18 protein-coding genes are annotated in these 22,970 nt (G+C 69.1%); 8 read left to right on the forward strand and 10 right to left on the reverse strand.

All coding sequences use genetic code 11. From position 1 onward, the window contains the following. Positions 1–186 precede the first annotated feature (186 nt). From RT688_RS19750 to RT688_RS19760, 3 genes are all read left to right on the forward strand, one after another. Positions 187–2,709, forward strand: a complete 2,523-nt coding sequence (locus RT688_RS19750; protein WP_313706545.1) for a heavy metal translocating P-type ATPase — start codon at positions 187–189, stop codon at positions 2,707–2,709. A gap of 216 nt (positions 2,710–2,925) precedes the next feature. After that, positions 2,926–3,645 (forward strand): hypothetical protein, encoded by a 720-nt coding sequence (locus tag RT688_RS19755; protein ID WP_313706546.1) that lies wholly within the window; start codon positions 2,926–2,928, stop codon positions 3,643–3,645. Positions 3,646–3,798: 153 nt separating this feature from the next. Further along, positions 3,799–4,203: a hypothetical protein gene (locus tag RT688_RS19760; protein WP_313706547.1), complete on the forward strand. Its 405-nt coding sequence runs from the start codon at positions 3,799–3,801 to the stop codon at positions 4,201–4,203. Here RT688_RS19760 and RT688_RS19765 read toward each other — a convergent pair. Further along, entirely contained in the window at positions 4,164–5,156 is a 993-nt protein-coding gene (locus RT688_RS19765) for a cation diffusion facilitator family transporter (RefSeq protein ID WP_313706548.1), read from the reverse strand. The two genes, RT688_RS19760 and RT688_RS19765, sit on opposite strands and share 40 nt — an antisense overlap. A gap of 115 nt (positions 5,157–5,271) precedes the next feature. On the opposite strand from RT688_RS19765, the gene RT688_RS19770 reads away from it, so the two are divergent. Further along, a complete protein-coding gene (locus RT688_RS19770; protein ID WP_313706549.1) occupies positions 5,272–7,959 on the forward strand; it encodes a bifunctional acetate--CoA ligase family protein/GNAT family N-acetyltransferase in 2,688 nt (895 codons plus the stop codon). A gap of 59 nt (positions 7,960–8,018) precedes the next feature. On the opposite strand, the gene RT688_RS19775 is transcribed toward RT688_RS19770, so the two are convergent. The 3 genes from RT688_RS19775 to RT688_RS19785 form a co-directional block, all read right to left on the reverse strand. Next, positions 8,019–9,266: a DEAD/DEAH box helicase gene (locus RT688_RS19775; protein ID WP_313706550.1), complete on the reverse strand. Its 1,248-nt coding sequence runs from the start codon at positions 9,264–9,266 to the stop codon at positions 8,019–8,021. Between the two features lie 82 nt (positions 9,267–9,348). Further along, positions 9,349–9,477 (reverse strand): hypothetical protein, encoded by a 129-nt coding sequence (locus RT688_RS19780; RefSeq protein ID WP_313706551.1) that lies wholly within the window; start codon positions 9,475–9,477, stop codon positions 9,349–9,351. A 61-nt stretch (positions 9,478–9,538) separates the two neighbouring features. Then, entirely contained in the window at positions 9,539–10,210 is a 672-nt protein-coding gene (locus RT688_RS19785; RefSeq protein WP_313706552.1) for a hypothetical protein, read from the reverse strand. 169 nt (positions 10,211–10,379) lie between these two features. Between RT688_RS19785 and RT688_RS19790 the strand changes: the two genes are divergently transcribed. Together RT688_RS19790 and RT688_RS19795 are read left to right on the forward strand one after the other, a co-directional pair. Then, complete coding sequence (locus tag RT688_RS19790) at positions 10,380–10,859, forward strand: hypothetical protein (protein ID WP_313706553.1); 480 nt, start codon at positions 10,380–10,382, stop codon at positions 10,857–10,859. A 107-nt stretch (positions 10,860–10,966) separates the two neighbouring features. Further along, positions 10,967–12,271, forward strand: coding sequence for an NAD(P)/FAD-dependent oxidoreductase (locus RT688_RS19795; RefSeq protein ID WP_313706554.1), 1,305 nt, complete (start codon positions 10,967–10,969; stop codon positions 12,269–12,271). Positions 12,272–12,535: 264 nt separating this feature from the next. Here RT688_RS19795 and RT688_RS19800 read toward each other — a convergent pair whose 3' ends face one another. Continuing rightward, entirely contained in the window at positions 12,536–13,255 is a 720-nt protein-coding gene (locus RT688_RS19800) for an ATP-binding protein (RefSeq protein WP_313706555.1), read from the reverse strand. A 160-nt stretch (positions 13,256–13,415) separates the two neighbouring features. Here RT688_RS19800 and RT688_RS19805 point away from each other — a divergent pair, with 160 nt between their 5' ends. Next, positions 13,416–13,904, forward strand: coding sequence for a hemerythrin domain-containing protein (locus RT688_RS19805; protein ID WP_313706556.1), 489 nt, complete (start codon positions 13,416–13,418; stop codon positions 13,902–13,904). Between the two features lie 262 nt (positions 13,905–14,166). On the opposite strand, the gene RT688_RS19810 is transcribed toward RT688_RS19805, so the two are convergent. Beyond that, the gene (locus RT688_RS19810) at positions 14,167–15,792 is read right to left on the reverse strand and encodes a response regulator (protein WP_313706557.1); all 1,626 of its coding nucleotides are present in this window, start codon (positions 15,790–15,792) and stop codon (positions 14,167–14,169) included. A gap of 305 nt (positions 15,793–16,097) precedes the next feature. Here RT688_RS19810 and RT688_RS19815 point away from each other — a divergent pair, with 305 nt between their 5' ends. Then, entirely contained in the window at positions 16,098–16,544 is a 447-nt protein-coding gene (locus RT688_RS19815; protein WP_313706558.1) for a hypothetical protein, read from the forward strand. A 367-nt stretch (positions 16,545–16,911) separates the two neighbouring features. Here the strand turns inward: RT688_RS19815 and RT688_RS19820 are convergent, their stop codons facing one another. The 4 genes from RT688_RS19820 to RT688_RS19835 form a co-directional block, all read right to left on the reverse strand. Next, positions 16,912–17,907, reverse strand: a complete 996-nt coding sequence (locus RT688_RS19820; protein ID WP_313706559.1) for a diguanylate cyclase domain-containing protein — start codon at positions 17,905–17,907, stop codon at positions 16,912–16,914. Between the two features lie 131 nt (positions 17,908–18,038). Next, on the reverse strand, positions 18,039–21,050 hold the full coding sequence (locus RT688_RS19825; RefSeq protein WP_313706560.1) for an ATP-binding protein: 3,012 nt from the start codon (positions 21,048–21,050) through the stop codon (positions 18,039–18,041). A gap of 250 nt (positions 21,051–21,300) precedes the next feature. After that, complete coding sequence (locus tag RT688_RS19830) at positions 21,301–22,128, reverse strand: response regulator (RefSeq protein WP_313706561.1); 828 nt, start codon at positions 22,126–22,128, stop codon at positions 21,301–21,303. Between the two features lie 94 nt (positions 22,129–22,222). Beyond that, complete coding sequence (locus RT688_RS19835) at positions 22,223–22,849, reverse strand: 2-hydroxychromene-2-carboxylate isomerase (RefSeq protein ID WP_313706562.1); 627 nt, start codon at positions 22,847–22,849, stop codon at positions 22,223–22,225. Positions 22,850–22,970 lie beyond the last annotated feature (121 nt).

The raw sequence follows: 22,970 nt of genomic DNA on the forward strand, positions 1-22,970 counted from the left end.
CGACGAGCAGGCGCAGCAGCAACGGAAGCAGGCCGCGTGGCGCGATCGTCATCCATCCTCCGATGTAACACCGACGAGTTCCGGTTCGACGGCGGCGCCGCGCTTTGGTCCTGGCCCCGGAACGCGCACACTTGACCTTCCCACGATGGGAAGGCATATGCTGTGGGTATCGGAAGGAGAACAAGCATGGATGACAGGCTCGAACAACACGCCGGCAGCGGCGACACCAGCGTCGATATTTCCGGCATGACATGCGCCTCGTGCGTCGCCCGGGTCGAGAAGGCGCTGCGCGCCGTGCCCGGCGTGCAGGATGCCAGCGTCAACCTGGCCACCGAGCGGGCCAGCGTGCGCGGCAGCGCGGCCCCCGACGAACTGGTCGCGGCCGTGCGCCGCGCCGGTTACGACGCCGTCCTGACGCAGGCCGGCAAGCCGCGCGCCGCGGCGCCGAAGGCGGGCCTGCCCGGATGGTGGCCGGTGGCGGCGGCCGCGCTCTTGAGCATTCCCCTGATGCTGCCGATGCTGGGCGGCGCGATCGGTGCCGACTGGGCGCTGCCCGGCTGGCTGCAGTGGCTGCTGGCCACGCCGGTGCAGTTCTGGCTCGGCGCGCGCTTCTACCGCGCCGGCTGGAAGGCGCTGCGCGCCGGCGCCGGCAACATGGATTTGCTGGTCGCGATCGGTACCAGCGCCGCCTACGGCCTGTCGGTCTGGCTGCTGCTGTCCGGCGGCGAACATGGCGGCGAGCACCGCAGTGCTCACCTCTATTTCGAATCGTCGGCGGTGGTCATCACCCTGGTTTTGCTCGGCAAATGGCTGGAAGCGCGCGCCAAGCGCCAGACCGTGGAGGCGATCGGCGCGCTCGAATCGCTGCGTCCGACCGAGGCGCTGGTGCGGCGCGCGGGCGGCGACGTGGCGGTGCCGGTGGACGAGGTGCGGGTCGGCGACCTGCTGGTGGTGCGTCCCGGCGCACGCGTTGCCGCCGACGGCAGGGTGGAAGAGGGCCGCAGCCACCAGGACGAATCGCTGCTGACCGGCGAGAGCCTGCCGGTGGCCAAGGAGCCGGGCGACCGCGTCACCGGCGGCGCCGTGAACGCCGACGGCCTGCTGCTGGTGCGCGTGACCGCGGTCGGCGCGGCCACGCTGCTGTCGCAGATCATCCGCCAGGTCGAGGACGCGCAGGCGGTCAAGGCGCCGATCCAGCGCCTGGTCGACCGCGTCAGCGCCGTGTTCGTGCCGGTGGTGCTGCTGATTTCCTTGCTCACCTTCGTCGGCTGGGTGCTGGCCACCGGCGACTGGCAGGCCGCGCTCCTGAACGCGGTGGCGGTGCAGGTCATCGCCTGCCCCTGCGCCCTGGGGCTGGCGACGCCGACCGCGATCATGGTCGGCACCGGCGTGGCGGCGCGCCAGGGCATCCTGATCCGCGACGCCGAAGCGCTCGAGACCGCGCACGCGCTCGATACCGTGATGTTCGACAAGACCGGCACGCTGACCGAGGGGCGGCCCACCGTCGCCGCGGTCGAGGGCGCGGACCCCATCCTGGTGCTGGCGCTGGCGGCGGCCGTGCAGCAGGCCAGCGAACACCCGCTGGCGCGCGCCGTGCGCGACCATGCGCGCGAGCGCCAGGTCGCGCTGCGCGCCGCCGCCGATGCCCGCGCGCTGCCGGGCCGTGGCGTCCAGGCCGAGGTCGACGGCGCCACGGTGTACCTCGGCAATGCGCGCCTGATGGAAGAACTCGGCGCCGGCCTGGGCGCACTGCGCGACGCCGCCGCGCGCCACGAGCGCGACGGCCGGACTGTCTCGTGGCTGGCGCGCGGCGCCGCGGGCCGGGTCGAGGTGCTGGGCCTGCTCGCCTTTGGCGACCGCGTGCGTCCCGGCGCGGCCGCCGCGGTGGCGCGCCTGCGGGCGATGGGCGTGACGCCTGCCATGCTGACCGGCGATAATGCCGGGGCGGCGCAAGCGGTCGCGGCGGCGCTCGGCATCGAACGCTACGCCGCCCAGGTGCTGCCGGGCGAGAAGGCCGAGCACGTGCGGCGCGAGGCCCAGGCCGGGCGTGTCGTGGCGATGGTCGGCGACGGCATCAACGACGCCCCGGCCCTGGCCGCCGCCAGCGTCGGCATCGCGATGGCGGGCGGCACCGACGTCGCCATGCACACGGCCGGCATCACGCTGATGCGCGGCGAGCCGGGCCTGGTGGCGGACGCGATCGACGTCTCGCACCGCACCTACCGCAAGATCCGCCAGAACCTCGGCTGGGCCTTTATCTATAACGTGGTCGGCATTCCGCTGGCCGCCTTCGGCCTGCTCAATCCGATGCTGGCTGGCGCCGCGATGGCGCTCAGCTCGGTCAGCGTGGTGAGCAATGCGCTGCTGCTGCGGCGCTGGCGGCCGGAGGCTGGCGCAGCGGCGCAAGCTTCGACCGATACTGCAACCGAATCTGCAACCGAATCGGCAACCGATACTTCAACCCACGGGGCGACCGTGCCCCCATCCAAAGGAGAAAACACCATGTATGAATTGACCGTCGAAGGCATGAGCTGCGGCCACTGCGTCGGCCGCGTAACCAAGTCGGTGCAGGGCGTCGACGCCGCGGCGAAGGTCGAGATCGACCTGCCGACCAAGAAGGTGCGCATCGACAGCGGCGCCGACCTCGAGCGGATCGCGGCCGCGATCGACGAGGCCGGCTATCCGGTCACGGCGCGCGCCGTGGCGTAACACAAAGGGGGGGCGGCAAGGAAAGACACGCAAGGCTTCATGCGGATCGGATGACGCAAGCACGATTGACAAGGCATGCTTTTATTCATATATCTCTGTCATTGACAAGCGCAGAGGAAAGGCCTGAAAGTGCTTCGATTCCGATTCCGATTCCGATTCCGATTCCGATCCCGATTCCGATCCCGCCCCCCGGCCTGCCTGCCGATCGCGGCTGCCTTGTTCGTCCATGTGGCCGCCGCCGGCGCGGCGCCCGGGCACCTGCCGCCGCCCGGCCTGTACCGGGTCGACACCGATACCCGGGTGCGGGAACAGGTCGGTCCGCACGAGGCGACGCTCGAGTACCGCACCGACGGCCGCAGCGGCGACCAGGCCAGCCGCGCGACCATCGCCGGACAAAGCGACGGCGGCAGGGTGAGCAAGGGCAGCGGCCCGGTCACCCAGTGCATCAGGAGCGGAGCGCCGGCCGTGCCGCCGCCGGGCGCCAAAGGCGTCTGCAAGACCCTGTCGCGCACCCACGGCGCCACCGGTTTCGTGCAGGTGGCGGCCTGCCCGGCCGGGAAGATGACGTTGACGATCCGCCGCCTCGACGACAGGACCTGGGAGACGATCGAGGAACTGGACATGTCGAGCGGCACCCGACCCGACCTCGGCGGCACGCGCACCCTGCTCGAGATGGCCGCGCGTCACGGCGAAACCGCGCGCGACCGCGCCGAGGCCGCCGAGACGCTGGCGAAGCTGCCGCAGATGGAAGCGGCAATGACGGGCGGCCAGGCCCGTGCCGACGCCATGCTCCAGGAAGCGCTCGCGAAGGCAAGGACGCCGCAGGAGCAGGCAATGGCCCGGCAGGCGATCGCGCGCATGAACGGGCAGGTGCCGGTCCGGTCGCGCACCCGCGGCACCATGACCCGCATCGCCGATCGCTGTCCAGCGCGCTGACCGGCAGAGGCCGGGTCCATCGCCGGCCCGGCTGTCCATCCCGACCTACCTCTGCGGGCCGCGCGCGCCGATGAGGGTGGCATGCATGTTGATTGCCAGCATAAATACGGGCTGGTAAAATTTTGTACTTTAGTCAAGCCAAGGACCACGCCGATGGCCTGGATCGCCCAGCTCTTCATTCCGCGCCGCCGCAAGAACCGGCGCGAGCTCGCCGACCGCGCGGCCGAGGTCGTCCAGCACGTGCTGTTCGACGTCGGCGTCGACCGCTTCCTGAACGGCACCCTGCTGGTCGACCGCCGCTACCGCGTCCGTTTCTTCAGCGGTAACGTACCCGGCGGCGGCGCCCTGGCGGCGGTGCCGGTGGCCGTGCTGGCGCGGGCACGGACCTTGCGCGCGCACGCGGCCCAGCTGCCGCTGTCGGCCGGACTGCCGCAGGGCGTGGTCGCGCCGCTGGTCGAGGAACTGATGGCCGCGCTGCTGGCCCAGTCCGCGCTGCTGCGCGCCTTGCCCGAGCGCCGCTACCGCATCGCCGAGCGCAGGGCCGCGGCCTCGAAGTAGACGCGCCGGATCGTCGGATCGAATTCGCGCACCGCGCTTTCCAGCCGCGCGATCGCCAGGTCCACCTCGTCGATGCGCATGCCGCGCCGGAAGCGCACCGCCGCCGTCAGCAGGATCTCGTCCGGGCCGAGCTGCATCGTCATCAGGCGGCCCACGTCTTCCAGCGCGGGGTCCTGGCGGAAGATGTCCTTCAGCCGGCCAGTCTGCTCGACGCCGACGCTTTCCCCGACCAGCAGGGCGCCGGTCTCGCGCGCCAGCGTGACGGCGGCGCCCACCAGCAGCAGGCCGATCAGGATCGAGGCGGCCGGGTCGATGTAGGGGTTGTCGAGCAGGTGGCCGAGCCAGATGCCGGCGGCGGCGATCACGATGCCGAGCAGGGCGGCGCTGTCTTCGATGAACACGGTGAACACCGATGCGTCCTTGCTGGCCTTCACGGTCTGCCAAAGCGTGGCGCCGGGCCGACGTTTGCTGTTCAGTGCGCGCCGCGAGACGTTCCAGCTGTATCCTTCGAACAGGAAGGCGACGCCCAGCACCACGTAGTTCCAGAACGGGTCGGTCAGCGGCGCCGGTTCTTGCAGGCTGTGGATGCCGTGGTAGATCGACAGGCCGCCGCCGAGCGAGAACACCGACAAGGCGACGATCAGGGCCCAGAAATACACGGCCTTGCCGTAGCCGAAGGGGTGGCGCGCGTCGGGCTTGCGGCCGGAGATTTTCTCGCCGACGAGCAGCAACAGTTCGTTGCCGGTGTCGACCGCGGAGTGGATGCCCTCGGCCAGCATGGCAGCGCTGCCGGTGACGGCGGCGACGGCGAACTTGGCGGCCGCGATGCCGAGGTTGGCGACGATGGCGGCGTAGATGACCTTGCGGCTGTCGCCCGCGCCCGGGTCGTCCTGCGGCGTGCTGTTGGGCTGGTCCTTGGGCTGGTCCTTGGGATTGTTCTTGTTCTCGTTCATGGGGAAAGGAGTGGTGGGTCGTGAAGCCAAGTCTAGCCAGTTCGCCGATTTTGCCGGGCACGGCTGAAACGCGGCCGCAACTTCGGCCGCAGCCTGCCGTGCCGGCGGAGCGGCCATGAGCACCCGCAACCTGCGATCGCTGTTCGCGCCGCGCTCGCTCGCCCTGGTCGGGGCGTCCGACCGGCCGGGCAGCCTCGGGGCCACGCTGCTGGCCAACCTGGCTTCAAGCGGTTTCAAAGGCACCGTGTACCCGGTCAACCCGAACCGCACCGAGCTGGCCGGCCAGCCGGTCTATCCCAGCGTGGCGGCGCTGCCGGCCACGCCCGACCTGGCCATCGTCTGCACCCCGGCCGCCACCGTCCCCGGCATCATCCGCCAGCTCGGCGAAAAGGGCACGCGCGCCGCGATCGTGCTCAGCGCCGGCCTGCACGAGGCGCGCGACGAGCGCGGCCGCTCGCTGAAGCAGGTCATGCTCGACGCCGCCCATCCCTACCTGCTGCGCATCCTCGGGCCGAACAGCGCCGGCATGCTCTCGCCCGCGCTCGGCCTGAACGCGAGCGTGGCCAGCAGCGGGGCGCTGCCCGGGCGGATCGCCTTCGTGTCGCAGTCGGGCGGGTTGATGATGGGCGTGCTCGACCGTGCGCGCTCGCGCGGCATCGGCTTTTCCCATGTCGTGGCGACGGGCGACTCGGCCGACGTCGACCTCGGCGACGTGCTCGACTACCTGGCCAGCGACGGCGCCACCGCCGCGATCCTGCTCTACGTGGACGAGCTGCGCTATGCGCGCAAGTTCATGTCGGCGGCGCGCGCGGCGGCGCGCAGCAAGCCGACCCTGATCCTGAAGGCCGGCCGCCACCTGGACGGCGCCGGCGCGGGAGCGCATGCGGCCACCGAAAGCGGGACCCTGGTCGGCGCCGACGACGTCTTCGACGCGGCGATCCGGCGCGCCGGCATGCTGCGCGTGTCGACCACCGAGGAACTGTTCGCGGCGGCCGAGACGCTGGCGCGCGCCAAGCCGATGCATGGGCAGTGCCTGGCGATCCTGGCGAACGGCGCCGGTCCCGGCATGCTGGCGGCCGACGCCCTGGACGGCAGCGCCGGCAGGCTGGCCCCGCTGGCGCCGGAGACGGTCGAGCGCCTCGGGGCCCTGGTGCCGCCGGGCGGCTCGCGCGCCAACCCGGTCAACCTGCTCGGCGACGCCGAGCCGGAGCGCTACCGCCAGGCGCTCGAGATCCTGTTGCAGGACAAGGGCGCCGACGCCGTGCTGGTCATCCATTCGCCCACCGCCACCGTCGACAGCACCGAGATCGCCCGGGCGATCGCGCCGCTGGCGCGCGGCAGCGCACGCAACGTGCTGTCGTGCTGGCTGGGCGGGGACTCGGTGGCGCAGGCGCGCGAGTTCGCCTCGGACGCCGGCATGCCGACCTTCGACACGCCCGAGGACGCGGTCGCCAGCTTCCTGCAGATCGTGCACTACCGGCGCAACCAGAACCTCCTGATGCAGGTGCCGCCCTCGATCACGGGCACGCTGGCGACGGGCCGGGCGACGGCGCGCGCGCTGGTGCGCGAAGCCCTGCAGGCCGGCCGCACGCTGCTGACCGACCCCGAGACCAAGGCCATCCTGCGCGCCTACGGCATGGCGCTGGTCGAGACGCGCAGGGCAAGCAACGTCGAGGAAGCGGTGGCGGCGGCCAGGAGCATCGGTTTTCCGGTGGCGGTCAAGATCCTGTCGCCGGACGTGATGCACAAGTCGGACGTCGGCGGCGTCGCGCTCGACCTCGATTCCGAAGAGGCGGTGCGCTCGGCGGCCGAGCGCGTGCGGCGCCACCTGGCGCGGCTGCGTCCCGACGCCCGTTTCGAGGGCTACGCGGTGCAGGCGATGGCGCGCCGGCCGGAAGGGCGCGAGCTGATCCTCGGCGCGGCGACCGACCGGGTGTTCGGGCCGGTGATCCTGTTCGGCCAGGGCGGCATCTCGGTCGAGGTCACGGACGATCATGCGGTGGCGCTGCCGCCCCTGAACGCGGTGCTGGCGCGCGACCTGGTCGAACGCACCCGGGTGGCGCGCCTGCTGGCCGGCTACCGCAACCGCGCGCCGGCCGACATGGATGCGATCCTGGCGACCCTGGTGCAGGTTTCGCGCCTGGTGTGCGACATCCCCGAGGTGGTGGAGCTGGACATCAACCCGCTGCTGGCCGACGCCGGCGGCGCCGTGGTGCTCGATGCCCGCGTGCGCCTGGCGCTGCCCGACCGCGCCGGTTCGGCCCTCGACCGGCTGGCGATCCGGCCCTATCCGCGCGAGCTGGAAGAGACCATCGACTGGAACGGCGGCACGCTGCTGCTGCGCCCGGTGCGCCCGGAGGACGGCACCGCCCACCTGAAGTTCTTCGACGCGCTCACGCCCGACGACATCCGCTACCGCATGTTCGTGCGCATCCGCGAGCTGCAGCCTTCGCAGCTGGCGCGCTTCACCCAGATCGACTACGACCGCGAGATGGCCTTCATCGCCACCCGCACCGGGGCGGACGGCGAGCCCGAGACGCTGGGCGTCGGGCGGGTGGTGGCCGATCCCGACAACACCTCGGCCGAATTCGCTGTGACGGTGCGCTCGGACCTGAAGGGCCACGGCCTGGGGCGGATCCTGATGGGCAAGCTGATCGACTACTGCCGCAGCCGCGGCACGCGCGAAATCGTCGGCGAGGTGCTGCCGCAGAACAGCCGCATGATCGCGCTGGTGAAGAAGCTCGGCTTCGAGGTCACGACCGGGGAAGAAGGCGTGCGCAAGCTGCGGCTGGTATTGCAGTGAAATATTATTTCAGAAGATAGCTAGAAATGAAATAATATTTCACGTGCGCCTGGTGACGCTCAGCGCCTGAAGCGCACGTCTTCCTGCACCACTTTCGCGTCGCCCTTCGGCTTCTTCGGTTTCTTCGGCTTCTTGATGACCTGGCCGCTGGCATTCGTCTCGGGCACGCGGTGGTCCGGTTCGAAGCCGTCTTCCTCGATGCGTTTGAGCGTCTGTTTCGTCAGCAGTTCGATCGCGGCCAGCTGCTCCACCTCGTCGGCGCAGACCAGCGAAATGGCTTCGCCCGAGGCGCCGGCGCGGCCGGTGCGGCCGCTGCGGTGCACGTAGTCCTCGGCCACGATCGGCAGGTCGAGGTTGACCACCACCGGCAGGTCGTCGATGTCGAGGCCGCGCGCGGCGACGTCGGTCGCCACCAGCACCTTCACCTCGCCGGCCTTGAAGCGTTCCAGCGCGCGCAGGCGCGCCGGCTGCGGCTTGTCGCCGTGGATCGCGTCGGCGGCGATGCGCTTGGCCTCGAGCAGGCCGACCAGCTCGTCCACGCCCTTGCGGGTCTTGGCGAACACCAGCACCTGGGGCCAGCCGTGCTTCTTCAGCAGGTGCAGGAACAGCTCGGGCTTGCGCTTCTTGTCGACCGGCACCAGCCACTGCTTGATCGCGCTTGCCGTGGTGTTGCGCGGCGTCGCCTCGATGCGCACCGGTTCGCGCAGCAGGCGGTTGGCCATGGCGCGGATCTGGTCGGAGAAGGTGGCCGAGAACAGCAGGGTCTGGCGCTTCTTCGGCAGGGCGGCGAACACCTGGTCGAGCTCTTTCGAGAAACCGAGGTCCAGCATGCGGTCGGCCTCGTCCAGCACCAGGGTCTGCACCTCGTTGAACTTCACCGCGTTCTGGCGGTGCAGGTCGAGCAGGCGGCCGGGCGTGGCGACGATCACGTCCACGCCCTTGCGCAGGTTCATCATCTGCGGATTGATGCTGACCCCGCCGTAGGCGACCATGGTGCGCAGTTCCAGGCCGGCGCCGTAGGCGCGGAAGCTCTCGTGCACCTGCTCGGCCAGCTCGCGGGTCGGGACCAGCACCAGGGCGCGCGCCGCGTTCGGGCTGACCTTCGAGGTCTTCTTGAACAGGCGCTGCAGCAGGGGCAGGGCGAAGCCGGCGGTCTTGCCGGTGCCGGTCTGGGCCGCGGCCATGACGTCGCGTCCAGCCAGGACGGCGGGAATCGCCTGGCTCTGGACGGCGGTCGGGGTCTCGTAATCGAGCGATTCTAGGGTGTGGACGATCTGGTCGATCAGGCCGAGCGAGGCAAACGACATGGAAACCTTGGGCAAAAATGAACAGCCGCTAGTTTACCCTGCCGCGCGCCGGCGGGCACGACCAAACGACACCAGGCCGGCATCAGCGGTCGACGAACATGCTCGATGGCGCGGGCACGGTCGGCTTGACCGGCTCGTGGCGGTCCTTGCAGCCGCTGGCCAGGACGCAGGCCAGGGCAAGGGCGGGCAGGCGCAGAGCGTGCAGTTTCATGGCGAACCTCCTTGGCGCCGATCATAGCCAAAACCGCGTCCGGGCCGCGCGCAGTATGGGCTTAGAAGCTGTAGGACAGGCTGGCGCGCAGCACCGGATAGAACTTGTAGTCCGAGGCTTCCTCGGCCAGGCGCGCTTCCTCGGCCGCCAGGTCGCCGGCAAGCTGGCCGCACAGCCCGGCCTGCACGGTGCAGTTGACGCTGCGCAGGCTGACGCGCGCCTCGTCCTGGTAGAACACGCCGAGGTCGGCGCCGAAGCGCCAGCCGCGCGTCGTGGCGAAGGGATTGCCCCAGCCGATGCCGAGGTAGGGCGCGGCCTTGCGGAAGTCCACCTTGCCGACCAGCTGGCCGACCTGGGCGGCGTCGTAGGTGGTGCCGTTCACGCGGAAGCTGCCGCTGCGGTCCGGCCTGCCCACGGCGTCGAAGCGGGTGTCGTTGTAGAACACGCCGCCCGAGAGGCGGAAGTTGCCGCCGGCGCGCGGATACCAGTCGAGCAGGGCGTCGAAGGTCTGCAGCTTGCCGTCGAGCTCGTAATCGACGTCGTCGGTACTCTTGCTGAAATCGTGCTTGAAGTAGTTCAGGCCGAGGCGGGCGTTCAGGCTGGGGGAGAGGCCGAATACCAGGTGGGCGCCGGCGCCGGTCGTGCCGAGGTCGACGCCGGCGCCGACCTGGGCCTGGGCGGCAGCCGTGGCCAGCAGGCCGGCGAGCGCCAGGGAAATGCGGTGACGGGACATGAAAGGCTCCTTGCAGTGCGTAGGGGCCGATTGTAGCGAGGAGCCCGTCTGATTCATGCCACAGAGGCCATTGGCGCGCGACAAGTTGTAAATGTGTGTTGCAGCATACTGAAAAGTAACCTTTCGCCTGATAAAGTTCATATCAGACAAGATATCAAGAGGACCCACGATGACATCTCCCTTCAAGCTGCTGTTCGCCACCGTCGCCCTGGCCGCCTGCGCGGCGCCCGCGCTGGCCCAGACCAACGTCAGCATCAGCGTCGGCCAGCCCGGCTTCTACGGACGCCTCGACATCGGCGATTTCGGCCGTCCGCCGGTGATCTACGAGCGTCCGGTGGTCGTGCGCGAAGTGCGCCACGTGCGCGTCGAGCCGATCTACCTGCGCGTGCCGCCGGGTCACCGCAAGAAGTGGAAACATTACTGCGGCCGCTACGACGCCTGCGGCCGTCCGGTGATGTTCGTGCGCGACGACTGGTACACCAACACCTACGCCCCGCGCTATCGCGAGCGCCACTACCGCGTCGTCGAGCGCCATCACGACCGCCACGACCGCCACGACCGTCATGACGACCGCGGTCATGGTCATGGCCATGGCAAGGGCCACGGCAACGGGCACGGCAACGGGCACGGACACGGCCGCGGTCACTGAGCGCCGGCGCAGGACCGGGCCGCAAATTCAGGGCCCGCGCCACGTGCTTTTCGCCGCCGGTGTAAACTGGAGGCGGTGTCATGTGGCACAGCATCCGGAGCAAGACTTTGCAGAGTGAAATCGTAATCGTCGGTGGCGGGGCAGGCGGCCTGGAACTGGCCTGCAAACTGGGGCGCAAGCTCGGACCCTCGAAGGTAATGCTGGTCGATTGCCGCCTCTACCACATCTGGAAGCCTTCCCTGCACGAGGTGGCGGCCGGCACGCTCGACATCCATCAGGAGGGCCTGTCCTACCAGATGCTGGCCCACGATAACGGCTTCACCTTCGTCTACGGCCCGATGACGCATCTCGACGCCGCGCAGCGCCGCATCACGGTCGGCGCCGTGCGCGCCGCCGACGGCGAGGACGTCCTGAACGAGCGCCAGATCGGCTACGGCTCGCTGGTGATGGCGGTCGGCAGCACCGCCAACTATTTCGGCGTGCCGGGCGCGCGCGAAAACACGATTTCCCTGAACGTCACCGAGGACGCCGAGCGTTTCCGCCTGCGCCTGCTGCGCCTGATGGCGGTGGCCGAGCAGGCGCGCGAGGAGCGCGCCGATGCCGTCGCCGCCCTCGACGTGGTGATCATCGGCGGCGGCGCCACCGGCGTCGAGCTGGCGGCCGAACTGCGCGAGGCCTCGGGCGTGTACGCCACCTATGGCTTCTCGCGCCTGCAGGTCAAGCGCGACGTGCGCATCACCCTGCTCGAGGGCGCGCCGCGCATCCTGGCGCCGCTGCCCGAGCGGGTTTCGGCGGCGGCCCTCAAGCTGCTCGGCGAACGCGGCATCCAGGTCGTGACCGATTGCCGCGTGACGAAGATCGAGCCCGACAAGGTGCTCGACAACGCCGGCAACGTGTATCCGGCCAACCTGGTCGTATGGGCGGCCGGCATCCGCGCGCCCGAATTCCTCGGCACGCTCGGCCTGCCGGTGAACAAGGGTGGACAGATCGAGGTCGACGGCAACCTGCGCGTGAAGGGTGTGTCCGGCGTGTATGCGCTGGGCGATTGCGCCGCCTGCATCGACGCGGCCGGCAAGCCGGTGCCGCCGCGCGCCCAGGCCGCGCACCAGCAGGCCGACTACCTGCTCAAGCAGTTCGTGCGCATGGCGGCCGGCAAGCCGTTCGACGAAAAACCTTACCGTTACCGCGATTACGGTTCCCTGGTTTCGGTGGGCAAGACCACCAGCGTCGGCAACCTGATGGGTTCGCTACGCGGGACCAGCTGGTTCGTCGAGGGGATGCTGGCGCGCTTCATGTACACCAGCCTGCACCTGATGCACCACCAGGCGGTGCTCGGTTCGATGCGCACGGGCCTGCTCGCGCTGGCGCGCTTCCTGATCCGGCGCACCACGCCGCTGGTCAAGCTGCACTAGCAGGGTGGGCGGCTGCACGCGGTAGCAGGCGTCGTCGCGGCGGCGATGCCGCCCACGCGTTCAAACCGCGGTTGAATCCACGCCGCGGCTGTTTAAGCTGTTGTTGAACGCGTGGGCGGCGCACATGCCAGGGGCAGGCGTTTGCCCTGGTGGAGCCGCCCACCCTACGGCATCTGGCGCGGCAGGCTCGTAGGGTGGGCTCCCGAGCCCACGCGGTACGCCGTTTGCGTGCCGCAACGCCCGCGAAAGCGACCGGCGCCGGCCTTACCCGGGCATTTGGCGCGGCAACACCATGGTCAGCGCGGTTCCGGCGTCCGGCGCCGGCGCCAGGGTCAGGCTGCCGCCGAGCGCGCGCGCGCGTTCGCGCAGCAGGCGCAGGCCGTGGCAGTTGAGCGATTCCGACGGCGCGGCGCCGCCGCCCAGGCCGATGCCGTCGTCGCGCACGGTCAGCATCAACTGGTCGCCGTCGTCGTCCAGGATCACCTCGACCTTCTTCGCCCGCGCGTGCCGCAGCACGTTGCGCAATCCTTCCTCGGCGCAGCGCAGCAGCGCCACGCCCTGGGCGCGCGGATAGGCGTCGTCGTCGTCGGGCAGGCTGGCGCGCGCCTGGACGCCGTGTTCGGCGCCGAATTCGGCGACCAGTTCGAGCAGCGCGGCCTTGATCCCGAGGAACTCGAGCTTGTCGTTCCACAGCGACAGCTGCACCTTGCGGTTGGTCTCGATGATGTTGTTGAGCAAGCCTTTCATCTGGTTGGCGCGCTCGACGGCTTTACTGTCGGTCAAATTCTTGGACAACAGGCCCAGGTGCATGGTGAGCGCGGTCATCGAGGAGCCGAGGCTGTCGTGCAGCTTGCGCGCGAGCAGGCGCCGCTCTTCGTCCCAGCAATTCATCAGGTGGCCGACGAGCTCTGTCAGCTCGGCGTTGCGTTCGGCAAGCTGCCGATCCAGTTCCGGGTGGGGGTGGTGCGGGTCCGGTGCGGTCATCGTAGGCTCGGTTAAATGTTTCCAGAATCATACAACAGCTTCGTACAGGAAGCGCGCACTGGGACCCAGCGTGCGTTGCCGAACGGTAGGCGCGGGCGATTCGGATCACGCTTGAGCTTCAGGATCTTGTTGAATACACAAACCATTTCAGGGAGCGCACATGCCTAGCAATAAGACCAGTAACGCCACCGCCGCCGTCGATGCCGTCGAGCTGCTGACGAAGCAGCACCGCGAGGTCGAGGACCTGTTCGAGCAGTTCGAAAAGCTCACCGACCGCGCCAAGGCCAGCAAGAAGAAGATCGCCGACCAGATCTGCAACGCCCTGATCATGCACACTACGATCGAGGAAGAGATCTTCTACCCGGCCACCCGCGAAGCCAGCAAGGGCGAGGAGGAAACCGAGGACATGGTCGACGAAGCCGTGGTCGAGCACGCCTCCGCCAAGGACCTGATTGCCCAGATCCAGGAAATGGACCCGGACGACGAACTCTACGATGCGAAGGTCAAGGTGCTGTCGGAAATGATCGAGCACCACGTCGAGGAAGAAGAGAAGGAAATGTTCCCGAAAACGCGCAAGCTGAAGCTGGACATGGAAGCGCTGGGGCAGGAAATGAAGGCGCGCCAGGAAGAAATCGAAGCGTCGATGTAATACCGCGGACGGGACAGGGGCATGCGAACACGCTGCCCCTTGTAGGGCGGGCGGCTGCACCCGGCTGGATGCATACTCGCGACGGCGACGCCGCCCACGCGTTCAAATCAAGGTTGAAACCACGCTCCGGCTGATCATCCCATTGTTGAACGCGTGGGCGGGAAACCCGCCCACCCTACGTCCCATTCACGATTTAACGACGAGGTCGGCGACAACGATGTTCGCCGATCAGGCCGCGTGGACCCGATGTCCACGCCCCGGCTCAGCCGGCCGCCGCCCGCAGCGGCGCCGGCTCGCCCAGCGCGCCCAGCAATTGGGCGATGTCGACCGGTTTCACCAGGTGCATGTCGAAGCCGGCTTCGAGCACGCGGCGCTGGTCATCGGCCAGGCCGTAGCCGGTCAGGGCGATCAGGCGCATCGCACGCGTCTCGGGATGCGCGCGCAGGCGGCGCGCCACTTCGTAGCCGTCGATGCCCGGCAGGCCGATGTCGACCAGGGCCACCTTCGGCAGTTCGGCCATGGCCAGGGCCACGCCGTCGAGCCCGTCGGCCGACTGCAGCACCGGGTAGCCGTAGACGTCGAGCATGGTGGCCATCATCTCGCGCCCGTCCTCATTGTCTTCGATCAGGAGCACGGCCGGCCGGCCGGCGTCGCTCTCGGGCGCCGCCTCGGCCGGCGCGCTTTCGTTCGCCGGTTCGGCGCGCGGCAGGCGGATCGTGAACGAGCTGCCCGCGCCGCCGCCGCCGCTGGTGGCGGAGACGCTGCCGCCATGCAGCTCGACCAGGCGGCGCACCAGCGACAGCCCGATCCCGAGCCCGCCCTGGGCGCGGTCCAGGCTGATCGAGCCCTGCACGAAGACGTCGAACACGTGCGGCAGCAGGTCGGGCGCGATGCCGACGCCGGTGTCGCTGACGGTCAGCAGGACGTCCTCGTCCTCGGCCGCGAGGCCAATGTCGATGGTGCCGCCGGCGGGCGTGTACTTGAGCGCGTTGTCGATCAGGTTGGTGGCGATCTGCTCGAGGCGGGTCGGGTCGCCGTCGACCCAGTTCGGCGCCAGGTCGACATTGATGCGGTAGCCGGCGGTGCGGCCGGTGGCGCGGAAGGTGTCGAGGCAGGCGCCGACCAGGCTGGCCATGTCGACCGGACGGCGCGCCAGCAGGATCTTGCCCGACATCGCGCGCGACAGGTCGAGCAGGTCGTCGACGATGCGCGACAGGTGCTGGCTCTGGCGGCCGATGATCTGGCGCGCGCGGCCCGCCATCTCGGGGCCGGCGCCGGGCATGTCGATCAGGGCGGCGGCGCTGCTGATCGCCGACAGCGGATTGCGCAGTTCGTGGCCGAGCATGGCGAGGAATTCGTCCTTGGCGTGGCTCTTGCGCTCGGCCGCCTGGCGGTCCTCGATCTCGCGCATCAGGCGCTCGTTGGTGGCGGTCAGTTCCAGCGTGTGCTGGGACAGTTTCTCGGCCTGGCGCCGCAGTTGCTCGTTCTTGTTGGCCAGGGCCACGAACACCGACACCTTGGCGTGCAGGATCTGCGGGATCACCGGGGTGAACAGGAAGTCGGCGGCGCCGCGCTGGTAGGCCTTCAGGCGGTCGATCTCGTCGGCCAGGAAGGCGGTGACGAAGATGATCGGGATGTCGGCCGAGCGGGCGCGCTGGTGGATCGCCTCGGCGGTCTCGAAGCCGTCCATGCCGGGCATGTTGACGTCGAGGATGATGACCGCGAAATCGTGCAGCAGGACCTGGCGCAGCGCCTCCTGCCCGGAGCGCGCCGAGAGTACCGTGTACCCGGTCTCCTTGGCCCACTGGTCGAGCAGGCTGGTCAGTGCCAGCAGGCTGGCTGCGTCGTCGTTGACGACCAGAATCTTCGGTTTATCGGTGGTTGGCACGTCGTTCCTGCTGCGTTATCGAAGGCAATGGCCGAGGGCGATGAATCTGTCTGCGTATCCCTCATGATCCGGCAAGGATAGCAGAGTGTTTCCGCTTTCCGGTAGTAAAGACACGGTTGTGCGGCGTCGAATGATAGCACGGCAATATGCAATGTTTGCCAGCAATCGTGCGCGCGTTTGCGCCCGCCCTTGCCCGGCATGTACGGCACCGCACATACGTGCGCCGAAGGCCTGTGCGATAGTGGAACCGTGTCCAGTTCAACCGTGTCAATGGAGGACAGGCGCGCCCACTTGAAAGGACAAATATGAATATCACCACGATCGTCAAGGAAGCGTTCCACGGCAAGTCGCCGCGTGAACTGATGGATTGTCCGCTGACCGCATTGTGCGGCGTCGGCGAGAAAGAGGCCAAGGCATTGCAGGACGCGTTCGGCGTCGCTACCGTCGGCCAGCTGGCGCGGCTGGAGCTCGTCGCCAATGCCGTTGCGCTCAACATGATGGCTGGCGCCGGCGGCGGCCGGCCGCAGGGCGAGGTGGCCAAGGAAACCCTGCTCGACGACGCCGTCGAGATGACTTTCCCGGCCAGCGACCCGATCTCGGTCGATTCCGGCATCACCCGCATCGAAGTGGCGCCGGACAAGGTCGACGCCGCCCGCGACCACCAGAACGCGGACGCGATCGCCGCCCACAACGAGGAAGCGGTGGGCAAGCCCTGCGTCGGTACCGAGGGCAAGCAGCCTGGCAGCGCGTAAGCGCGACCAGGCCGGCGGCCGCGCGCCGCCGGCGCGGCACACGACATATCACGGCGCCCGTCGCCCGCATCGAGCGGGTGGCGGGCGCCGTCGTCGTTGGCGGAATTTCGTTGGACGTAGGGTGGACGGGGTTCCCCGTCCACGCGTCGATGGTTGGCGGCAAGATCATCGCGCCCGATAGCGGAGCCGTTAACAATCGACGCGTGGACGGCGGAGCCGTCCACCCTACGTGCGCCTGATAATTCAGCCGCCAACGATCGATGCAGGAGAGAATCAGGCCATGCGCCGGTCCAGGAATGAAAACGGCGCCGGGCTGGTGGGCCGGCGCCGATGAAAGGGGCTGGGCTGCCCGCGGGCGGCTGGCGGGTCAGCGGTGCTGGGCCAGCTCAGCCACCTGCTTTGGGGGCGTGGCCTTCACCGCGACCTGGCGCGTGCCGCCGGCGGTGGAACAGTAGCGGTTCTTGCCGGCGCGCTTGGCTTCGTAGAGCGCGTAGTCGGCGATGCTGATCAGGGCGTCGACCGATTCGGCGTCGTCCGGGTAGATGCTGATGCCGATCGAGGTCGACAGGCGCAGCGTCAGGTCGTTGATGAAGAAGGGCTCGGACAGGGCCTCGACCAGCTTGGCGGCCGGTCCCTGGGCATCGGCCAGGCAATGGATGTCGCCCAGCACCACCATGAATTCGTCGCCGCCCAGGCGCGCCACCGTGTCTTCCTTGCGCGAGGTGGCCAGCAGGCGCTGCGACACCATCTTCAGGATCTCGTCGCCGTAGGCGTGGCCATAGGTGTCGTTGATCGCCTTGAAGCCGTCCAGGTCGAGGTACATGATCGCGGCCTTGGCATGGCTGCGGTTGGCGTGCTGCAGGGCGGTCTCGATGCGGTCTTCCAGCAGGCGCCGGTTCGGCAGGCCGGTGAGGGCGTCGTGCAGGGCCAGTTCCTGCTGGGCGCGGCTGTACTGGGCCAGCTCCTTGTAGAGCAGGCGCACCTCGAGCATGTTGTGGATGCGCTTGTGGACTTCCAATAAGTCGAACGGCTTGCTGATGAAGTCGCGCGCGCCCGCTTCCAGCGCCGCGATCTTGAAGCTCGGCTGGGCCGTCAGGGCCAATACGGGCAGGTAGCCGCCTTTTTCGATTTCCTTCAGGCTCTTCATGACCTGGAAACCGTTCAGGCCGGGCATCTGCAGGTCCAGCAGGATGAGGTCGTAGTTGTGCTCGCGGTGCAGCGGGCACACCTGTTCCGGCTCCATGGTCGAGCTGACGTTGGTGTAGCCCTCTTCGCGCAATATCTCTTCCATCAGCTCGATATTGTCGGGCGAATCGTCCACGACCAAAATTTTGGCGTTCAAAATGTCTTGTCTGCTCGGCATGCTTCTTCTCGTCTAAATAGGTACTGGAAGGAAACAAATTTCACACAGGAATCCGACTTTCCCATCTATCCTAGTCTAGCAAATGCCCCGGAATTTCTTGTAGGACAGCGCCGCGTGCGCGGGTAGGAACATCACAACCGTGTCCGGGCCGCCGGCGGGCGCACCAGCGACGCCACGGTCGCGATGAGCTCGCTCGGCTCGACCGGCTTCGAAATATGGGCGTTGAAGCCCGCTTCGAGGGCGCGCAGGCGGTCTTCCGAACGCGCGAAAGCGGTCAGGGCGACGGCCGGCAGCAAGCCGCCGCGGTCGCGTCCGAGGCCGCGCACCCAGGACAGCAGTTCCAGCCCATCGACCTCGGGCATGCCCAGGTCGCTGATCAACAGGTCGGGCAAGTCCGCCCGCAGCACGTCGAAGGCTTCGCGTGCGCTGGCGGCAATGCGCACCCGGGCATTGCAGTCGGTCAGGATGCGCGCGATCAGTTCGCGGGCGTCGCGGTCGTCGTCGACCACCAGCACCGAGGCGCCGTTCAGGTCGCGCAGGGTCAGTTCCGGCGTGGGCGGGGGCGGGGCGCCGACCAGGCCGGCGCGCGAGCGCGCGGTCTGCGGCGCCGCCTTGGCCAGCGGCAGCTCGATCGAGAAGCTCGCGCCCAGGCCTTCGCCGGCGCTCTCGGCGCGCACCGTGCCGCCGTGCTGCTCGATCAGGTGCTTGACGATCGACAGCCCCAGTCCCAGCCCGCCGTGGCGCCGCGTCATCGAGGCGTCGGCCTGGCGGAAGCGCTCGAACACGTGGGTGATGAATTCGGGGCGGATGCCGGCGCCGGTGTCGCGCACGGTGATGGCGACCGAGCCGTCGCGCTGGGTCAGCTCGACCGTCACCTGGCCGTCGCGCGGCGTGAACTTGATCGCGTTCGACAGCAGGTTCCACACCACCTGCTGCAGGCGCGCCGGGTCGCCGGCGATCATGCCCAGGCCGGTGTCGTAGCGCTTCTCCAGGCGGATGTTCTTGGCGTCGGCCGCCGGGCGCACGGTCTCGATGGCGGCGTCGACAAAACTGGCCGGCGACAGCGTCTGCATGTCGAGCAGCACCTTGCCCGAGGTGATGCGGCTCATGTCGAGCAGGTCCTCGATCAGCTGGGCCTGCGAACGGGCGTTGCGCTCGATGGTCTGCAGGCCGCGCTGCAGGTCGGCCTCGTCCTTGCCGCCGCGGCGCAGCACCTGGGCCCAGCCGAGGATGGCCGAGAGCGGCGTGCGCAGCTCGTGCGACAGGGTGGCCAGGAATTCGTCCTTCATCTGGCTGGAGCGCTCGGCCTCGGCGCGCGCCTCGCGTTCGCTCTCGAGCAGGATCTTGCGCTCCTCGGCGGCCTGGCGGGCCGCTTCGTAGAGGCGGGTGTTGTCGAGCGCGACCGCGGCCTGGGCGGCGATGCCGCGCACGATGCGCTCGGTGCGCTCGGTGAACACGCCGCGTTCGGGATGGCCGAAGAACATCGTGCCCATCGCCTCGCCGCTGGCGGCCACCACCGGTACCGACAGGTAGCTGCGTACGATCGGCTTGTCCGAGAACATGCCGAACTGCGGCGAGGCCGGCCCGTGCCGGTCGTCGGCGCCGATGTCGTTCGAACGCACCAGGCCGGCGCCGCGGAAACTCGGTCCGAACAGGGCGGTGGCGTGCGGCTCGCCGAAGCTCTGGAATTCGTTGGCGCTACCGCCGGTCAGGGTGTAGAGCGAGAAGGTCGGCTTCTCGCCTTCCTTGCCGTGGTAGAAGAAAGCGCCGAAGCGGGCCCCGGCGATGCCGCTGGCGGCGTCGGTCGCCACCTGCAGCAGCGAGCGCAGGTCGCGCGTCGATGCCAGGGCGCTGCCGGTGCTGTTCAGCAGTTCCAGCACTTTCGACTCTTCGCGCAGGGCCTGCTCGGCGCGCTTGACCTGGTCGACGTCGGTGTTGGTGCCGAACCAGCGCACTACCATGCCGCGCCGGTCGCGCACCGCGTTCAGGCGGGTCAGGAACCAGCGGTACTGGCCGTCGGCGCCGCGGATCGGGTATTCCATCTCGAACGGCTCGCCGGTGCGGATCGAGGTGCGCCAGTGTTCCTGCATCGCCGGCAGCACCTCCGGGTCGACCGTGTCTTGCCAGCCCCAGCCGGTGGCGCTGTCAGGCGTGGTGCCGGTGTATTCGTACCAGCGCTCGTTGAACCAGACGATGGCGCCGTCGGCCTGGGCCATCCAGGCCAGCTGCGGGATGGTGTTGGCCAGGGCGCGCAGCACTTCCTCGCTCTGGCGCAGGCTGTCCTCGGCGTTCTTGCGCGAGGAGATGTCCTGCACCACGCCGGTCATGCCCACCACGCTGTCGCGCTGGGCCACGTTGGCGTAATCGGCGCGGCCGACCAGGGCGATCCAGCGCGCCTGGCCGCCGTCGGACAGCAGCCGGCATTCGATGTTCAGGTCGGAATGGGTGGCGAAGGCGTGCAGCACGGCGCGCCGCACCGCTTCGCGGTCGCCTTCGTCCAGGCGCGCGCGCAGCGCCGGCCAGGCCAGCGGGATTTCCGCTTCCAGCCCGAGGATGCCGGCGGCGCGTTCGCCCAGGGTCACGCGGTCGCTGGCCGCGTCCCAGCGCCAGTCGCCGAGGCGGCCGGCGGCCAGCGCCACCTGGAGGCGGCTGTTGCCGTCGATCAGGGCCTGCTGGTCGGCGCGGCGCTGGGTGATGTCCTGGAAGTAGAGCGTCAGGCCGTCGGGCGAGGGGTAGAGGCGGGCCTCGATCCAGATTTGCAGGCGCGGGTAGAAGAACTCGCGGCTGCCCATCTGGCGCGATTCCATCGCGCGGCGCAGCTCGTTGGCGAGGTTGCTGCCATGCAACTCCTCGAATTCCTCCCACAGGTTCCTGCCGAGCAGGCCCTGACGGGTCTTGTTCAGGGGCGCGAGCATCGTCAGCGCGCGTCCGTTGATGTACGTGATGCGCCAGTCGAAGTCGACCGCGCAGAAGGCGTCGGTCAGGCTCTCGAGCATGTTCTCCATGCGTTCGTTGGCCTGGCGCAGCGCTTCCTTGGCGGCCATCAGCTCGGCTTCGGCACGCTGGCGCGCGGCCAGCACGCTGCTGGCGTTGCGCAGGGCGGCCGAGCGCATGATCTCGAGGTCGTCGCGGTTGTCGCTCATGGGTGCATTCCCACCGGGATCCCCGCCGCGATCCCCATGGCCATGGCGCGGACGCACGCGTGCTCCCGGTCGCCCGGGATGGATGGGCGCGTGCGCTTGCCGGTGGTTTCAGTGGACATCATGGTTCCTTGCTCGGTGCGGCGCCGGGCGCGTGCGCAGGCGCCCGCGGCGGCGGGGATGCGCGCACGGACGCGGCCTGGAGCCATTCTAGCCCAGCCGCGACGGCCGCCCGCACACGCTTGGGCGGCACTCAGGCGCCCACCCGCGGTTGGCCGGCCACCTTGTTCAGCGCATCCTGGAGCTGGTCGAGTTCGTAGGGCTTCTGCAGCGACTGGTAGGGGAATTCGAGGTGGCGCAGCAGCATGTCGCCGTAGCCCGAGGCGAAGATCACCTTCAGGTGCGGGTGGCGCCGGAGCGATTCGCGCGCCAGGTCGACGCCGGACATGCCGGGCAGGCTGACGTCGGTGAACAGCACCTGGTAGCGCTTGCCCGCCAGCCGCGCCAGCGCGTCGTCCGGATGGGCCACGCCGTCGGCCTCGTAGCCGAAGGCCTTGAGCATCTCGCACACCAGGTATTGCGAATCGAGGTTGTCCTCGACCACCAGGATCTGCAGGGCGCCGCCTTCATCGAGCGCGCCGGCCGTCTCGACGGCGCTGGCGGGGCCGAGCGCGCACAGCACGCCGCCGACCTGGCCGTCCGCCGCGACCGGCGTGAAATGCAGGTCGTAGCGGGCCGGATCGGCCGCTCCGAAGCCGACCGCGGTGTTCGCGACCACGGCCGCCTCGCCGCGCCAGGCGCGCGCCAGGCCTTCCTGGCCGGCGGAGAGCGGCGGCGGCATCACGGCCGGCACCGAGCCGCCCGGCACGCGGCCGAAGCCCGGCCCGGCCAGCGCGCCATAGGCTTCGTTGCACAGGAGGATGGACTGCGGCCCCCATTGCAGCAGCATCGGCAGCGGCGTATTGAACATCAGATCCGCGGCCAGGCGCAGCGCTTGCGGCCAGCTTGCCGGGTCGCCCAGCGTACTGGTGCTCCAGTCATATGCGGAAACAGTGAGGGCGGACTTACCGGAAGAGTGCATGGGAAACGGCCTGTTGTGTATTCGAAAACATGGCCGAATCCTACACTAAATAGCGGCGCACCGTCCGCGCGCTTGCGTTGCCGGTGCGCACGTCTCAGCGCCGTCCGGACGCCGCCCAGGCGATCGCATCCTCGAGGCGGTCATTACCCCAAAACATTTCGTCGCCGGCGAACATGGTCGGCCCGCCGAACACGCCGCGCGCCTGCGCTTCCTCGGTGCTGGCGCGCAGGCGCGCCTTGTTCGGCTCCAGCAGGGCCGCCGCGACGACGCCCTGCGGGTCGGCCACCAGGCCGTCCAGCGCGCGCAGGACGTTCGCAGGGTCGTCGATGTCGAGATCCTCGACCCAGTTCTGATGCATCACGCGGCGGCAGAATGCGCCCATCCAGGCTTCCTGCGCGCCGAGCGCCGCCACGCGCATCGGCAGCACCGCCTTGCGCGGGAAGACCGAGGGCCGCACGAACGGCAAGCCGTATTTGCGCGCCTCGCGTTCCATGTCGCGCCACATGTAGCGGCCCTTGGCTTCCTGCAGGACGAAGGGAGAAGTGTTCCAGCCGAGCTGGCGGAAGATCGGGCCGAGCAGGAAGGGGCGCCAGCGCAGGGACACGCCCTGGCTGGCCGCGAGCGCCTCCACGCGCATCAGCGCCAGGTAGCTGTAGTTGCTGCCGAATTCGAACCAGAATTCGAGTTCCCGGGGGTGCGCGGCGATGTGCGGGTCGTCCAAGGCGGTCTCCTGATGGGGTGGATACCGCCGATCATAGCGCCAGCCCGGCCGTGCGGCCAAAAAAAGGGGCGCTGTCACCGTTTCCTGTTGGGTTAACTGAACTGTCGAGCCGCGGCGTGGT

It is taken from the genome of Massilia sp. (assembly GCF_032106685.1).
Classification (GTDB): domain Bacteria; phylum Pseudomonadota; class Gammaproteobacteria; order Burkholderiales; family Burkholderiaceae_D; genus Telluria.

Coding starts and splice junctions, on each gene's coding strand:
- RT688_RS19750 (WP_313706545.1), top strand. CDS start 187: ATGGATGACAGGCTCGAACAACACGCCGGCAGCGGCGACACCAGCGTC.
- RT688_RS19760 (WP_313706547.1), top strand. CDS start 3,799: ATGGCCTGGATCGCCCAGCTCTTCATTCCGCGCCGCCGCAAGAACCGG.
- RT688_RS19765 (WP_313706548.1), bottom strand. CDS start 5,156: ATGAACGAGAACAAGAACAATCCCAAGGACCAGCCCAAGGACCAGCCC.
- RT688_RS19770 (WP_313706549.1), top strand. CDS start 5,272: ATGAGCACCCGCAACCTGCGATCGCTGTTCGCGCCGCGCTCGCTCGCC.
- RT688_RS19775 (WP_313706550.1), bottom strand. CDS start 9,266: ATGTCGTTTGCCTCGCTCGGCCTGATCGACCAGATCGTCCACACCCTA.
- RT688_RS19780 (WP_313706551.1), bottom strand. CDS start 9,477: ATGAAACTGCACGCTCTGCGCCTGCCCGCCCTTGCCCTGGCCTGCGTC.
- RT688_RS19785 (WP_313706552.1), bottom strand. CDS start 10,210: ATGTCCCGTCACCGCATTTCCCTGGCGCTCGCCGGCCTGCTGGCCACG.
- RT688_RS19790 (WP_313706553.1), top strand. CDS start 10,380: ATGACATCTCCCTTCAAGCTGCTGTTCGCCACCGTCGCCCTGGCCGCC.
- RT688_RS19800 (WP_313706555.1), bottom strand. CDS start 13,255: ATGACCGCACCGGACCCGCACCACCCCCACCCGGAACTGGATCGGCAG.
- RT688_RS19805 (WP_313706556.1), top strand. CDS start 13,416: ATGCCTAGCAATAAGACCAGTAACGCCACCGCCGCCGTCGATGCCGTC.
- RT688_RS19815 (WP_313706558.1), top strand. CDS start 16,098: ATGAATATCACCACGATCGTCAAGGAAGCGTTCCACGGCAAGTCGCCG.
- RT688_RS19820 (WP_313706559.1), bottom strand. CDS start 17,907: ATGCCGAGCAGACAAGACATTTTGAACGCCAAAATTTTGGTCGTGGAC.
- RT688_RS19825 (WP_313706560.1), bottom strand. CDS start 21,050: ATGAGCGACAACCGCGACGACCTCGAGATCATGCGCTCGGCCGCCCTG.
- RT688_RS19830 (WP_313706561.1), bottom strand. CDS start 22,128: ATGCACTCTTCCGGTAAGTCCGCCCTCACTGTTTCCGCATATGACTGG.